Origin of the sequence: Bartonella sp. HY761, assembly GCF_026743145.1 — a bacterium.
In the GTDB taxonomy this organism is placed as follows: Bacteria; Pseudomonadota; Alphaproteobacteria; order Rhizobiales; family Rhizobiaceae; genus HY038.
Window position 1 is genome coordinate 1,043,268 of the sequence record NZ_CP104887.1, and the last position, 13,164, is coordinate 1,056,431.

Sequence of the window (13,164 nt, forward strand, 5' to 3'; positions counted from 1 at the left end):
ATAAGCATTCAGGATAAAAAGTCAAGAGCGTGTTAACCTTACAACCAATCTTATTACAACTAAAGCGACATAAAGACCGAAAAAAAGTGCCATTGCCATGGAAAAACCGGTTACGGGAAAGATTTCCATAGCTTGTCCAATGATCGATGGGCCAATTAACATGCCAATACCATAGCAAAAAATGAAAGCTGCATTGGCGGCCGCAAGATCGCTGCCTTTGAGTCTTGCCCCCAATTGGGCAAGGCCAATGGTATAAAGGCCAGCTGATACACCACCTAACACAAATAAAACCGCCCCAAGTAAATAATAATGCTGCGTGATGAATGGCACGAGTAAAGTGCCAATAAGGCCAATGATTGCGCAACCAGCTAAGGCATAGCGGCGGTCGGGCAACCGATCGCTAATCATGCCAATTGGTACCAAAAGCAGCACATTGCCCAAAGCAAGCAAGGTTAAAAAATGTCCAGCCTGCGCTTCGCTATAGCCCAAATTTAATGAAAATGGCGCGATTAGGGTAACCGCACCCAGCTGAACAGCGCCGTAAACCAGCACCGCCATGGTTGATGTTGGCACTTTGAAAATAAATGGCAAAAATGGCACGTGTTCGCTGTCTTTGAAATTAGGGCTTAATTTCCATGCTGACATAATGGGAATGCTGGCAAGGGCAATAAGCACGCACCCAATACCAAATGGTAAAAAGCCTTTGCTGCCAACATAGGAAAACAAAATTGGCCCCAGTGAAAAACCAAAACCAAAAGTCGCCGCGTAAATGGCAAGAATCGCCCCACGCCTTGCTGGCGGTGCTGAACTATTGACCCAAAATTCTGATAGAATGAACATAATCGTCATAGCAAAGTGCAAGGTAAAACGTAAGACAAACCAAACCCATAGGCCTTGAAAGCAATAAAACCCTAAAAAGCTTAAAGCGCCAACAATAAGCATGACTAAAATCGGTTTGATAACGCCAAACTTTAGCGCGATTCTTGACGTACAAGCTGCAGCAATAATGGTGGCCAGACCGCCAATCGTGCCGCTATAACCAATAATACTTTCAGAAATACCATGATCCAACATCATTGCTGAAATAAGGGGCGTTCCAAGGCCAATTGCTATACCTACCGCAGCAATTGTCGCTATCGCCGCAATGATTGCCCGCATGGCATGGTTTTCGCTTTGGCTATCCGTTTCAAAAGTCATCAGCTAAATCGAACCTTTCTATAATGTCTTCCCCTCGCGCTATAATATAGCGTAACTGGATGACATTGCTTTAACGCCATGTTGGGCGTTATGCAATCTTTTGTATCTTCCATGATTTGTTTTGTGATGTCATGAATTTTGATGTTTGGCGGTGAAAACAAATCAACCCATTGTAAATCGGATAATTCGCTTGATGGCTGCATTTCATCAATATTGTTGATATTTTCTGCAAAGGTGAGAAAAAAACGTGTGTCAAACCGCCTAATATGCCCAGTTGGGGTAATTGCCCTTGCAAAATAATGTAACGCAGGTGGGTTAGGCTGAAGTTGTTGATTTTGAAAAATGCGCCAAGCAGAATTTATGCTTTTTCTTAACGGAGCCTTGGATTTTACGCCAATAAGAAGCCCTGTTTCTTCTTGTGTTTCCCGAATGGCACATAATGCCAAAGCATTTGCGTGTTTTTCTGTAAAATGTTTTTTCTCACTGCGCATCAATTTTATTTCACGCTCCTGAAGTGAAGTGGAGTAAAAATGGCTAAAATCTGCACGATCCATTTTACCGCCGGGAAAGACATAAAAATCTGGCATAAATTTATGCGCCTCATGGCGTTTACCCATCAATACAAATGGCTTGCCATCTATAGCTTTTACTATCAATAATGTTGCCGCGCATTTGGGTTTTAAAATATGTTTTGTCACTATTACTTCACTTGAAAAGACACAAAATAGTTATGCTAGTATAGCTAAGTTTAACACTATCAAGCATTGTTAATAGTAAACTTTTTTTAATATACAACTTCCCTTTATGCCTATATCGTTTACTTTAAACAAAAGACGAGTTCGTAAAATTTAATCAAAAGCATATTTTATGTCATCTGTAACACTAATAAAGTGAAAAATAATTATGCCTAAATTATTAAAATTTTTTCAGACTTTTTCTATTATTGCTCTTGTTCTTGGTGGAACTATGACAAGCAATGCACAAGAACAATGCGAGATCCGCTATTGGGATAAATCCAAACCATTTGATTTTAACCATATAAAAATTATAAGTTTTAATGATTCCATGCAGGCAGAGTTTCATTTTGATCTATTAGGGTTAAGTGCTCAATATTTTTCCCATGTTTCAGAAGACGTTAAAAGAAGCGGACTGTTGGAAATAGACCGCGAGCTCTTATCGGATAGTGATGGCCTTCAAGATCTTTTCTGGCTTTTTGCCCTTGCAGAATATCCAGATACTAAAGATCTTTTTTCCAGCCAGTTTTCTGATTTTGCCCCCTATATAGTAAGGGCGTTAAAACGCCAAAATATGGATAAAATGGCCCATCAACTTTCAACTGCTATGGCAGCTTATGGTACGCGCTATCAAGGCTTTGATCCAGAGGAAAAGTCAATAAAAGCCTTTTCAATTCCTATTAGTGAACAAGAAGCTGACAATGATTGGGGCCCCGCACACCGTGCTTTGCTACAATATAAAAAGGCGCTAGCGGTGGATATGGATGATACATCTTTTGAACGGGAACATAAGCGAGAATATGAGATGCTTTATGCCCTGACCCCAAAAACAATAGCTGCACAAAAATTAATGACTGAATTTCCAAGCCAAAGCGAAATCTACAGCGCGATTTATGCGCGAATTTGTCAAAATCCAAATTTAAAAAATTGGTACTATCAAGAGTTTAATGCCATACCTCAAGACCAGCTCTTATCGCGCGTTGCATTGACACTAAGTTCTAATAGAAAAGCATTTGGACCTTATGAAAATTGGCCAATTTATTATCAAGATATTGATTCATTGACTGTATTCCAAGTTGAGATGATGGATATGGGAATATTTAGCTACTTTTATAGTGCCTCGCCAGAAGATATTGATCGCTTATTGAAAGCGTTAAAAAATTCAAATCTCGATGACGTTTTACAAATTGCCAAGGAGACGAAAGCCTTTCATGAAAAGCTGCAGTCTTTAAACGATAAATTTGATTTGTCATCGCCTAACGGCTTTGAACAAGCCGAAGAATATCTTAATGTGTCGGTCGAGCAATTTGAAGCTAAAATTGATATTTATGACATAAATGACAAAATTGATCGCGCCATTTTAAAGCTTGGCTTAGATAATAAAATTATTTCATACTAAGAGGTAAGCGTTTAATGCTTGATATATGCCGCAAATGCAAGGTTCAAACCAAGTTGCATCTTGTCATGCTTACATTAGTTTTTTTGATTTTAGGAGGAATGATGCCAATTCATGCGCAAGAAAAATGCGAAATTTATTATGCACCTCGCGAAAAAGGCGTTACTTTCGATGATTTGAAGCATTTGAATTTTGATGAAACTTTCGAAATCTTTTTTAAAGACAAAAGCGATGAGTTTTTATTAGCATATGGAATAATTCAAGACGTTGAAAAACCACGCAAAGATCTTTTAGACGAATACCAAAAAATAAGCGGCGATATTTTACAATGGCCAGCTAATGAGCAGGATTTATTTTGGTTATATTCTTTAGCGCAGTCTGATGGTGTTATTGCTTTTTTTCGTCGTCGAGATGCGGATTTTGCGCCCTTTATACATCAAGCTCTAATGCGCCAAGATATGGCTGAAGCTGCTGATGTTTTTAAAAATATTATGGATATTTTTGGTAATCGCTATAGTGAGTTTGACCCCAAAAGTGGAAAAATCATCGGCTTTCCTTTAGAAAAATCAAATGTTTCCCACTTCTTTAATGATAAGGATAATGGGCAGTATTTGATTAAAGCTGGTATACAAAAGTCTATTGCGCCTGACGCCTTGCGGGCATTTCCACGTCCTCAACAACTCTATCAGACATTGCGCGATAATATATGTGAAAATGAAGCGTTAAAAAATTGGTATGAAAAGCGTATTAAAGCTATACCGGATCAGCAACGCGCCCTTATACTCGTTGCCAATCTATTTGATTTTGAAGAGGATTTAGGCGATTGGCAGGATTGGACAGAACCATATCGCTATCTTTTTTTGGTAGAAATGTTAAATGGTGAATTTTTAAATGGTGGCCTTGGACAATATTTCTTTAATCAAAGTAATGAAGATATATTGGCTATGTATGATGCGTTGGAAAAATCTGGGCTAGTAGACTTAAAGGCTTATATTGGTGCGGCAGATGAGTTTTATGAACAATCACGTCAAAAAATAAGAAATTTTGATGTAAGGCGTGGCAATGATACTTTATCGCTTTATAGCGAGTTAATGAAGACGCCACCATTTTCTAATTTTGATGAAGACATGGATTTTGAAGGCTTTGTGAATAGGCTTAAAGATGCGATGACAGTCATTGCCCGTAACCATAATATTCTTCCACATTGACAATATCTTTGCTTTTTGGTTGGGGGCGGTTGGTATTGCGTGAAAATTTGAAAATTCCGTGTAAGGACGAAAGAGGTTCACATTGAAAATTTTAAAAATATTAACAAGTTTGCTTGCTGGCGCAGTCATTACTAGTGGCGGCAATTCCACTGCAATAGCCAAAGAATGCACCGTTTATTTTGATCCCAAAGGCGATGCCATTACCTTTGATGATTTAAAATATATTAGCCTTGATGAGGTGTTAAATTCTAAGTTCCTCATTTTAACCTGGGACATGCATGGCTATCATGTAAATCCTAGCTTTTACGATAGCAAATCCTCGCCGGTTGATAAAATATTGGCTTATCCTGACGATGTACAAGATCTTTATTGGTTGTTTGTTTTCTTGCGTTATCAAACCGTGGTCAATTATTTTCAAAGTAATGATTCAGATTTTGCCCCCTATATTGGGCGCGCATTACAGCGGCAAAATATGGAGGATGCAGCACGCCAATTCCAGTCTGCTATGGACGCTTTTGGCAGCCGTTATCAAAAATTTGACCCATCAGAAAAAACCATTAAGCATTTTATTATTCCGGCAACACAGGCTGAACTTGATCAGGCCTTTTTAAAAAAAATAGATGCTATGATGGGTGAGGAAGCCCCAGATGGTTATAAAAAAATGCATTTAGACCAACGTAAGCAAGACAGAAAATTATTAGGTGGTGGCCCTGAAAAAGATACATTAGGCTATGCAGCGCTTTATGCAACGCATCCTGATGTCTTACAAGCAAAAGATAAGTTAAGGGATTTTCCAAAGCCTATCGCTATTTATAAGGCATTGCGCGATGATATTTGTCAAAATGACCAGCTTCACGATTGGTACAAAAACATTGTTCAATCGATGACAGAAAAGGATCGCATGAATATTTTGGCTGAAAATTTATTTCTTCTTCAAGATCGATTTGGCACAAGAGAAAATTGGCCAAGCGTTTATCGTGATATTTTTGCACTCAATTTATTTTCGGCACAATTTTCAAATGGTGGATTTTACCAATATTTTGATCATAATCCAAATGAAGTTTCTGCATTGCTAGAAGCGTTTAAAAGGTCAAATTTACAAAATCTTGAAGCTGAGTTGCAAAAAGCAAAATCCTTATTTGAAACGGTAAACAAACTTTCTCCTAACGAGTTAGAAAATGGTAATCCTTTAGATGATTTTGAGGATAAGCTCGATTTTACTAAAATTCTTGACGAAGTTGATGGTGCGATGCTGAAGCTAGCAAAAGAGAATAACATTCTACCTCAATAATTCTATCGCTTATCAGCGTTTTAATTATTGGGCGATTTTACGGTTTTCATTTGCAACTTTAGCCAATTGGTTGATTGCTTGTTCTAAACTGAGTACATTGGTGTAACCAATAATTAAGCCATATTTATCTGGTTCACCTTTATACCAATGAGATAGGGGAGATACCTTTAACTCGTGTTGCTGCCATAATTGTGCTAGCTCTTGATCTTTGCTGCCTCGTTTAAGGTAAGCAATTATGTGCATGCCACCATCGGTTAATTCTATATTCAATATATCACCTAAAACTTGCTTTAATGCAGCCTCCATAATAACGCGGCGTTGTTGATAAAGCGTACGCATTTTTTTAATATGGCGATAAAAATGGCCTTCACTCATAAATAAAGAAAGTGCTTTTTGGGTAAAAAGCGGCATACCACTTTCATAGATGTTACCAATTTGCATAAATAGCTACATTGTTTCTTTCGGCATAACGATATAACCAGCTCGCAAGGCAGGCATTATGGTTTTGCTAAAGGAACCAGTATAAATAACTCTATCATGGGCATCGATACTCTTTAATGCGCTAATTACTTTTCGTTTAAAGTGAAATTCGCCATCATAGTCATCTTCAATAATCCAACTTTTATTATTAGAAGCCCATTCTAATAGTCGCTGTTTTCGTGGTAAAGACATTGAAACAGTTGTTGGGCTTTGATGGGTCGGTGTAACAATAGCAAATTTTGCATCACTATGATGTTTTAACAGGTAGTCTGTGTTTAGCCCCTTATCATCTATTGGAATATAATGAAGTTTTGGGATAATAAGTTCGAGGAATTGAGCCGCAATAAAATATCCCGGATTTTCAAAAAGAACCGTATCATTAGGTGTGGATAGTACCGCAAAAATAAGCCGCAAGCTGGCGCGGTAACCACTTGTTATAAAAATTTGCTCGGGCGAGCAGTTAAGCCCGCGAGAGATATTAAGATAGCTGGCAATATTCTCTCTTAATGGCTGATAGCCCATAAAAGGTGGCATGATAAGATCATTTTCATCCATATTACGGGCAGCTTTTTTCAAAGTTAAAAGCCATTTTTTATAAGGAAAGCTTTCAAGGGCTGGAATACCAAGGCGCAAATGCTTGGGCTGTAAGTTGCTTTTTTGTGCAAATTCACTCTTTGCGCCATTAGTGTTGCTATTTAAAGCAACTTCAATGTTAAGTTCTGGGTTCACAAAGGTGCCTTTAGCGCCTTGGCTTACCAAATAGCCTTCCCCAACAAGTATTTCATAAGCTGATGCTACAGTTTTACGCGCGACATTCAATTCACTTGCTAAAACTCTAATCGATGGTACGCGATCGCCCGCTTTAAGATTGCCAATACTGATTTCATTTCGGTACCGCTCATAAATGCTTTTGTAGCCCACAATCATGTCCTACCTTTTTTTGTTTATTTTGGCTCTTTCTAATATGACTTAGCAGTTTAAATTGTGCAACTCAATTTAGCTTAAACCGGAGAAATTATGGAAATAACGCATTACAGCACACCACGCGAAATATTGCAGTGCTTTGATCTAATGGCGATGTTGCGTCCAAAACTATTAAGCAAAGAAGCTTTTATAGTACAGGTGCAACGTCAACAGCAGCAAGGCTATGCATTGCTGGGAGTTACTAACGCTACCATGCCGCTCGCATTAGCTGGATATCGTTGTATGGAAAATTTTATCCATGGTCGATTTTGTTATGTCGATGATCTTATCACCTATCCAACTGTACGAGGGCAGGGATATGCAAAAAATCTACTCGATTATTTGGGTAAACTGGCCTTTGAAAAAGGGTGTCAGCGCATGGTGCTTGATACTGGATTGACAAATAAAACAGCGCAAAAATTTTACCAACAGGTGGGCTATACAACCACTGGTTATCATTTATATCGCGATTTATATTAAAGGAAAAATTATGAGATTACTTCATATTAAGGTGAGCCAAGATTTAGAAGGATCTTCATCTCGCAAAGCATCAGCGTATTTGGTGGATAAACTAAAGGCTTTACACCCCGATATTTCGGAAACAATTATTGATTTAGCCCAAAATCCACTGCCGCACTTAGATAGTGCAATGATAACTGCCATTTTTACCAAACCTGAACTGCGTAACGAGGCGCAGTGGGAGCTGCTAAAAAAATCAGATGAATTGGTTGATCAGCTATTTAGCCATGAGATTTTGGTTATTTCCTCGCCAATCTATAATCTTGGATTACCATCGGTGTTAAAGGCATGGTTTGATCATGTAACACGGGCGGGTCGCACTTTTGCATTTAAATCGGATGGTACCAAAACAGGGTTGGTTCATAACTTAAAAGCCTTTTACGTTCTTTCAACTGGAAGTATTTTTTCAGCCGGCCCCTTTGTAAATGATGACCAGTTTACGCCATATGTGCGGGTTGCCTTGGAGTATATAGGCATTACAGATTTAACGAATTTTCGTATTGAGGGTACTCAAGACGCAAAAACACGTGACACGGCTTTAGCCAATGGCTTGAAGCAAATTGATCATTTTTTTGAGGTGTAACTATGTCAAATCGAGTAAATTTATTCAAAACCCAGCCAGCATTAGCAAAAGCAATGACTGAGCTCTCCAATAAAACAAGTAGTTCAAGCATTGATAATACATTGAAGCATCTTGTTTACATCTATAGTTCCCAGCTCAATCATTGTGCATTCTGTCTCGATATGCATGTAAAAGAGGCTAAAATAGATGGCGAGCGTGAATTGCGTTTGTTGCATATTCCAATTTGGCGTGAATCTACACTGTTTTCAGAGCGGGAAAAGATAGCCTTAGAGTTGACTGAGCAACTCACTAGGCTTGGTAAAAATGGTATTGAAGACGAATTATATTCAAAAATGCAATTGCACTTTAATGACGATGAAATAGGCCAGTTGATCTTTGTAATAGCTGTGATTAATAGTTGGAACCGACTTATGATTGCGTCCAAAATGACGCCGGGTTCCTTAGACCACTTATATGGTTTGGATAAGGCAAATTTAAAATAAAAATAAAGCCAGTAAGAAATTGCTGGCTTTTTTTACACGCTATTTTTTGCTGTATTCAATATGCCTTAGTCATTAAAAACAGATAATATTGTTATACAAATATCCAACTTTAATGCTGGGTTTAATCGGTAAGCTATAATTCAGCGCAACATTGAATAAACCAATCACAAATTAACTGCTTAAAAAAAGCCCGGTAAAACCGGGCTTTTTATTATTCGCTTTTAGGAGCTGCTTTTTTAGCAGGAGCCTTGCGAGGAGCTTTTGCTTTTTCAGCTTTTTCTCCATCAGCTTCTTCGCTTTTAGCAGCTTTCTTTGCTGCTGGCTTTGCATCTGCGTCAGCGTCTTTTTTCTTTGCTGCAGCTTTCTTTTTTGGCTTAGCTGCGGCTTTTTCTTCTTCTTCTTCAGCCGATGCAACCAATTCCTCAGGAGAAACTTTTTTGTCGGTCACATTGATCTGACTTAAAAGATGATCAATAACTTTTTCTTCAAAAATAGGCGCACGCAAATTAGCAACTGCATCAGGGGTACGACGGAAGAATTCCATGATCTCTTTTTCTTGACCTGGATATTGTTGCAATTGTGCATAGACAGCACGCTGCAATTCTTCTTCAGATACCTTAACTTCAGCTTTTTCACCAATTGCTGAAAGTACAAGACCCAAACGCACGCGACGTTCAGCAAGCTTGCTATATTCAGCGCGGGCTTCTTCTTCTGTTGTTTCTTCATCTTCAAAACTACGGCCAGCTTGCTGTAATTCTGTTGTGATTTGGTACCAAATATTGTTGAATTCTGCTTCAACCAAAGTTGAAGGTGTTTCAACCTTATAATCACCATCCAAGGCATCAAGAATCTGACGCTTTACTTTTTGGCGGGTAATTTCACCATATTGGCCTTCAAGCTGTTCGCGTACGATTTCACGTAAACGATCAAGTGATTCAATGCCCAGCTTTTTTGCAGCTTCGTCATCAATAACAAGCGCATCAGGTGCAGCAACTTCTTTTGCTTTAATATCAAAAGTTGCAACTTTACCGGCAAGGTGAGCTGCATTGTAGTCTTCTGGGAAAGTTACAGAAATAACTTTTTCTTCACCAGCTTTAATACCGATTAATTGTTCTTCAAAACCAGGAATGAAGCTTTTTGAACCAAGAACAAGCTGAGTATCTTCAGCCGCGCCACCATCAAATGCAACACCATCAATTTTACCTAGAAAATCGATAGTTACACGATCGCCATCTTCAGCAGCGCCGTCTTTTGTTGCAAAATTGCGGGTTGAAGAAAGAATGCGTTCAATTTGCTGTTCAACTTCTTCAGCTGGAATTTCAACAACATCACGAGTGATTGAAATGCCAGAAAAATCTTTAACATCAATTGTTGGTAGAATTTCATAATTGATGGTGAATTCGAAATCAGCTTTACCAGAAAGAACGTTTTCTGCGTCCTTTTCATCTTCACTCATCGTGACCTTAGGCTGAGTTGCTGAACGCTCATTGCGCTCTGCCAAGATGTTTTGTGGTGTTTGATTGAGAATTTCATTTACAACTTCTGCCATAAATGAACGACCATACATTTTACGAATATGCTCTGCAGGCACTTTGCCTGGACGAAAACCCTTTAACTGAACCTTGTCCTTGGCGTCTAAAAGACGTTCTTCAAGCTTCGCTTTCAAATCCTTGGCTGGAACCACGACTTTAACTTCGCGCTTCAGTCCCTCATTAAGCGTCTCGGTAACCTGCATTACACAACCTTCACTTCTTTTAGAACATGCTTTAATTGCTGTTCATTTCAATCAAAATTCTGCATTAATGTAGATATTTTGCATCCAATGAAAACTATTTGCAATGAAATCTAAGTGAAATCTTTGCTATGGAATGCAATTTGTATCAATAAATGCATCGTACCTGTAAATACAAAACTGCGGTACCCAACAAGTTGGAATACCGCAAAATTCTTTTTGTGGTCTTTTAAAATGGTGCGGATGGAGGGACTCGAACCCCCACGGTCTCCCGCCAGAACCTAAATCTGGTGCGTCTACCAATTTCGCCACATCCGCACATGCTTTAATCTACATGACCACAGCGCACGTTCCTATAGCACTCTATTTTTAACTAGCAAAGGGCAAAACGAACTTTTTTTTGAAAAAAAATCAAAAAAAATAAAAAGTAAAATAAAAACAGTAAGTTGTATCTGTATAAAAATCGTGGAATTTGCTTTAGTTTGTTTGCTTTTTGATGCTTTAAGGTAAAAAAACGCGTTTTATGCCTTTTAAAGCGCTATTTTTGTGAATCGCTTAATTAATAATTGCTCATTTATGAATCGTTTGAGAGCCGTTACCGATCATTATTACAATCGCTAACGGCCCCCAGTTGCAAGTATTAGATATCTCTAGCATCAAAATTATAAAGCCAATCAAGGTCAGTTAAGAATTTTTCTTGCGGGCGCATTTTCATAAATAGGTTGCGTGCCAGCGCAATTGGTCCGCTAGCATGATAAACAAAGCGATTAAAATCACCGCGTTTGGCAACCTTTGTTAATCTTTCATTGCGGGCTGTCTCATAAGTTGTAATAGCGCTCTCAAAATCCTTGTGTTTTAGAAGTGCGCTTGCAAGGGTTGCAGCATCTTCAATAGCCATGGCCGCACCTTGCGCGGCAAATGGCGTAACGGCATGGGAGGAATCGCCAACAAATATTTCATTGTTAAGGCCACGAAAACGCAGGCTTGGCATTTTGAACAAAGGCCAATAGGTCCAATCATCAGCCTGTTGCATAATATCTTTGATATTTTTATGCCAGTTAGAAAAATGGTTTAAAAGCTTGGCCTTGTCGCCAGTTTTGCTCCAGCTTTCGCCCGGATTCTCCCCAGCGGTAATGGCAACAAAATTATACACTTCATTTGGCCTTGCTGGATAGGTAATGAAATGACCATCGCCATGCATATAAACGCCAATGGTAGGCTTTTTATTTGCAGCCATAAAATCAGCGGGTACTTGGTCAAAGGGCAGGGTTGCACGCCAAGAAATATAACCAGAAAATTGTGATTTTTCTTTTAAATGCTTTTGGCGTAACTGCGACCAGACACCATCGCTTATGACCAAAAGATCACCATTGACCGTTGTTGTTGTCTCGCCTTGTTTTAGTGTGACATTATAGCCTTGATCGAGTGAGCCGCTATAATCGACAATTTCATGATCTAAATAGATGTCTATAAGAGGATTTTTTAAAAGGGCGTCATAGAGGATTTTTTGCAAATTGGCGCGGTGGATGGTGACGTAAGGCGCTTTCCACCGGTTTAACGATACTTCTTTAACTGGCAGCATGCTAAGAAGATCATCTTTGCGGCCATCTCTCATCATGATGGTGTCGGGTTCAACGCCAGATTTTTGAATGTCGTCCAAAATATCGAAGTCACGCAATAGTCTTGTGGCATTGGGTGCAAGCTGTAATCCTGCGCCAACTTCTGCAAGTTTGGCAACTTTTTCATAAATTGCTATTTTATATCCGTTTTTTGCCAATGCGAGTGCGCTTGCCATGCCAGCTACACCTGCGCCTGAAATGATAATTTTGGCTTTGTCGGACATAATTTTACCTATCTTTATTATTGTTACATATCTGCGCCAAATTTTAGATAGCCAATTATTACTCCTATTTGGATGTTCAATCCAAAATAGAAATTTTAAATAATATATATTTTGATTGGCATGGTTTTGGCGTCACATATAAAGGACATGTGTGTTTGCAACTAGATTACTTAAATGTAATGAGACAAACACCGTCTAAATATTAAAGTCTAATATGTTGAAAATCCTCAATAACCATCAAGATTATTGAGGATTGATCATTTTAAACTGCTGTTGCCAATGGTTGGTAAAAACAGTTTTCAGGCTTTGATTGGGTTGGGCCAAGGGCTGGGTTATAGCGATATAGGGTTGAGCAATAAGGGCAAATTTTTTCAACATCGCCACCCATATCAAGGAAAATATGCGGATGATCATATGGCGGATTGGCGCCAATGCACATAAATTCCTTAGCTCCAATTTCAATCATTTTATACCCGCCATCGTTTTGGAAATGTGGTATATGATGATCAGCCATTTAAATGCTCCATTAATTGCTGTTACGATCCTATCATAGATCTGTTGATAGCGTGGCAAAAACTGTAATACCATCACTTATCTGTAATAAAAGAGATGATAATGCAAAAAAGTTATTTGTTGCTGTTATCAGAAAATATCAGCAAATAATATAATTAACTGCCAAATGCTGCAAGCTTTTTGCTATAGGCGCTCAAAAATAAAAAAGATACAAGCTTATGGT

Annotated in this window: 13 protein-coding genes and 1 tRNA gene; 6 read left to right on the forward strand and 8 right to left on the reverse strand. The window is 38.6% G+C overall.

Annotation, left to right across the window (positions count from 1 at the left end; all coding sequences use genetic code 11):
• Positions 1-21: 21 nt before the first annotated feature.
• Complete coding sequence (locus N6A79_RS04395; RefSeq protein WP_262080088.1) at positions 22-1,197, reverse strand: MFS transporter; 1,176 nt, start codon at positions 1,195-1,197, stop codon at positions 22-24.
• A complete protein-coding gene (locus tag N6A79_RS04400; RefSeq protein WP_268547165.1) occupies positions 1,197-1,895 on the reverse strand; it encodes an NUDIX hydrolase in 699 nt (232 codons plus the stop codon). Before N6A79_RS04400 ends, N6A79_RS04395 begins: the two co-directional genes overlap by 1 nt.
• A gap of 268 nt (positions 1,896-2,163) precedes the next feature.
• On the opposite strand from N6A79_RS04400, the gene N6A79_RS04405 reads away from it, so the two are divergent.
• The 3 genes from N6A79_RS04405 to N6A79_RS04415 all read left to right on the forward strand — a co-directional run bounded on the left by N6A79_RS04405 (position 2,164) and on the right by N6A79_RS04415 (position 5,826).
• Positions 2,164-3,330: a hypothetical protein gene (locus tag N6A79_RS04405; RefSeq protein ID WP_268547166.1), complete on the forward strand. Its 1,167-nt coding sequence runs from the start codon at positions 2,164-2,166 to the stop codon at positions 3,328-3,330.
• Between the two features lie 98 nt (positions 3,331-3,428).
• Entirely contained in the window at positions 3,429-4,535 is a 1,107-nt protein-coding gene (locus N6A79_RS04410; RefSeq protein ID WP_268547167.1) for a DMP19 family protein, read from the forward strand.
• Between the two features lie 82 nt (positions 4,536-4,617).
• Positions 4,618-5,826, forward strand: a complete 1,209-nt coding sequence (locus tag N6A79_RS04415; RefSeq protein ID WP_268547168.1) for a DMP19 family protein — start codon at positions 4,618-4,620, stop codon at positions 5,824-5,826.
• Positions 5,827-5,850: 24 nt separating this feature from the next.
• Here N6A79_RS04415 and N6A79_RS04420 read toward each other — a convergent pair whose 3' ends face one another.
• On the reverse strand, positions 5,851-6,267 hold the full coding sequence (locus N6A79_RS04420) for a hypothetical protein (protein WP_268547169.1): 417 nt from the start codon (positions 6,265-6,267) through the stop codon (positions 5,851-5,853).
• A 6-nt stretch (positions 6,268-6,273) separates the two neighbouring features.
• On the reverse strand, positions 6,274-7,227 hold the full coding sequence (locus tag N6A79_RS04425; protein ID WP_268547170.1) for an aminotransferase-like domain-containing protein: 954 nt from the start codon (positions 7,225-7,227) through the stop codon (positions 6,274-6,276).
• Positions 7,228-7,323: 96 nt separating this feature from the next.
• Between N6A79_RS04425 and N6A79_RS04430 the strand changes: the two genes are divergently transcribed.
• Genes N6A79_RS04430 through N6A79_RS04440 form a run of 3 tightly spaced genes read left to right on the forward strand, consistent with a single transcriptional unit; the run spans position 7,324 to position 8,853 of the window.
• The gene (locus tag N6A79_RS04430; protein ID WP_268547171.1) at positions 7,324-7,749 is read left to right on the forward strand and encodes a GNAT family N-acetyltransferase; all 426 of its coding nucleotides are present in this window, start codon (positions 7,324-7,326) and stop codon (positions 7,747-7,749) included.
• Positions 7,750-7,759: 10 nt separating this feature from the next.
• Entirely contained in the window at positions 7,760-8,371 is a 612-nt protein-coding gene (locus N6A79_RS04435; RefSeq protein WP_268547172.1) for an FMN-dependent NADH-azoreductase, read from the forward strand.
• Positions 8,372-8,373: 2 nt separating this feature from the next.
• Positions 8,374-8,853, forward strand: a complete 480-nt coding sequence (locus tag N6A79_RS04440; RefSeq protein WP_268547173.1) for a carboxymuconolactone decarboxylase family protein — start codon at positions 8,374-8,376, stop codon at positions 8,851-8,853.
• Between the two features lie 211 nt (positions 8,854-9,064).
• Here the strand turns inward: N6A79_RS04440 and tig are convergent, their stop codons facing one another.
• From tig to N6A79_RS04460, 4 genes are all read right to left on the reverse strand, one after another.
• On the reverse strand, positions 9,065-10,588 hold the full coding sequence (tig, locus tag N6A79_RS04445; protein WP_268547174.1) for a trigger factor: 1,524 nt from the start codon (positions 10,586-10,588) through the stop codon (positions 9,065-9,067).
• 232 nt (positions 10,589-10,820) lie between these two features.
• Positions 10,821-10,903 (reverse strand) — tRNA-Leu (locus tag N6A79_RS04450).
• Between the two features lie 322 nt (positions 10,904-11,225).
• Complete coding sequence (locus tag N6A79_RS04455) at positions 11,226-12,428, reverse strand: FAD-dependent monooxygenase (protein ID WP_268547175.1); 1,203 nt, start codon at positions 12,426-12,428, stop codon at positions 11,226-11,228.
• Positions 12,429-12,690: 262 nt separating this feature from the next.
• The gene (locus N6A79_RS04460; protein ID WP_182419097.1) at positions 12,691-12,942 is read right to left on the reverse strand and encodes a zinc-finger domain-containing protein; all 252 of its coding nucleotides are present in this window, start codon (positions 12,940-12,942) and stop codon (positions 12,691-12,693) included.
• Between the last annotated feature and the right edge of the window lie 222 nt (positions 12,943-13,164).

Excerpts from the sequence above, each read along its gene's own strand:
- N6A79_RS04395 (WP_262080088.1), bottom strand. The coding sequence starts at position 1,197 with ATGACTTTTGAAACGGATAGCCAAAGCGAAAACCATGCCATGCGGGCA.
- N6A79_RS04405 (WP_268547166.1), top strand. The coding sequence starts at position 2,164 with ATGACAAGCAATGCACAAGAACAATGCGAGATCCGCTATTGGGATAAA.
- N6A79_RS04410 (WP_268547167.1), top strand. The coding sequence starts at position 3,429 with ATGATGCCAATTCATGCGCAAGAAAAATGCGAAATTTATTATGCACCT.
- N6A79_RS04420 (WP_268547169.1), bottom strand. The coding sequence starts at position 6,267 with ATGCAAATTGGTAACATCTATGAAAGTGGTATGCCGCTTTTTACCCAA.
- N6A79_RS04430 (WP_268547171.1), top strand. The coding sequence starts at position 7,324 with ATGGAAATAACGCATTACAGCACACCACGCGAAATATTGCAGTGCTTT.
- N6A79_RS04435 (WP_268547172.1), top strand. The coding sequence starts at position 7,760 with ATGAGATTACTTCATATTAAGGTGAGCCAAGATTTAGAAGGATCTTCA.
- N6A79_RS04440 (WP_268547173.1), top strand. The coding sequence starts at position 8,374 with ATGTCAAATCGAGTAAATTTATTCAAAACCCAGCCAGCATTAGCAAAA.
- tig (WP_268547174.1), bottom strand. The coding sequence starts at position 10,588 with ATGCAGGTTACCGAGACGCTTAATGAGGGACTGAAGCGCGAAGTTAAA.
- N6A79_RS04455 (WP_268547175.1), bottom strand. The coding sequence starts at position 12,428 with ATGTCCGACAAAGCCAAAATTATCATTTCAGGCGCAGGTGTAGCTGGC.
- N6A79_RS04460 (WP_182419097.1), bottom strand. The coding sequence starts at position 12,942 with ATGGCTGATCATCATATACCACATTTCCAAAACGATGGCGGGTATAAA.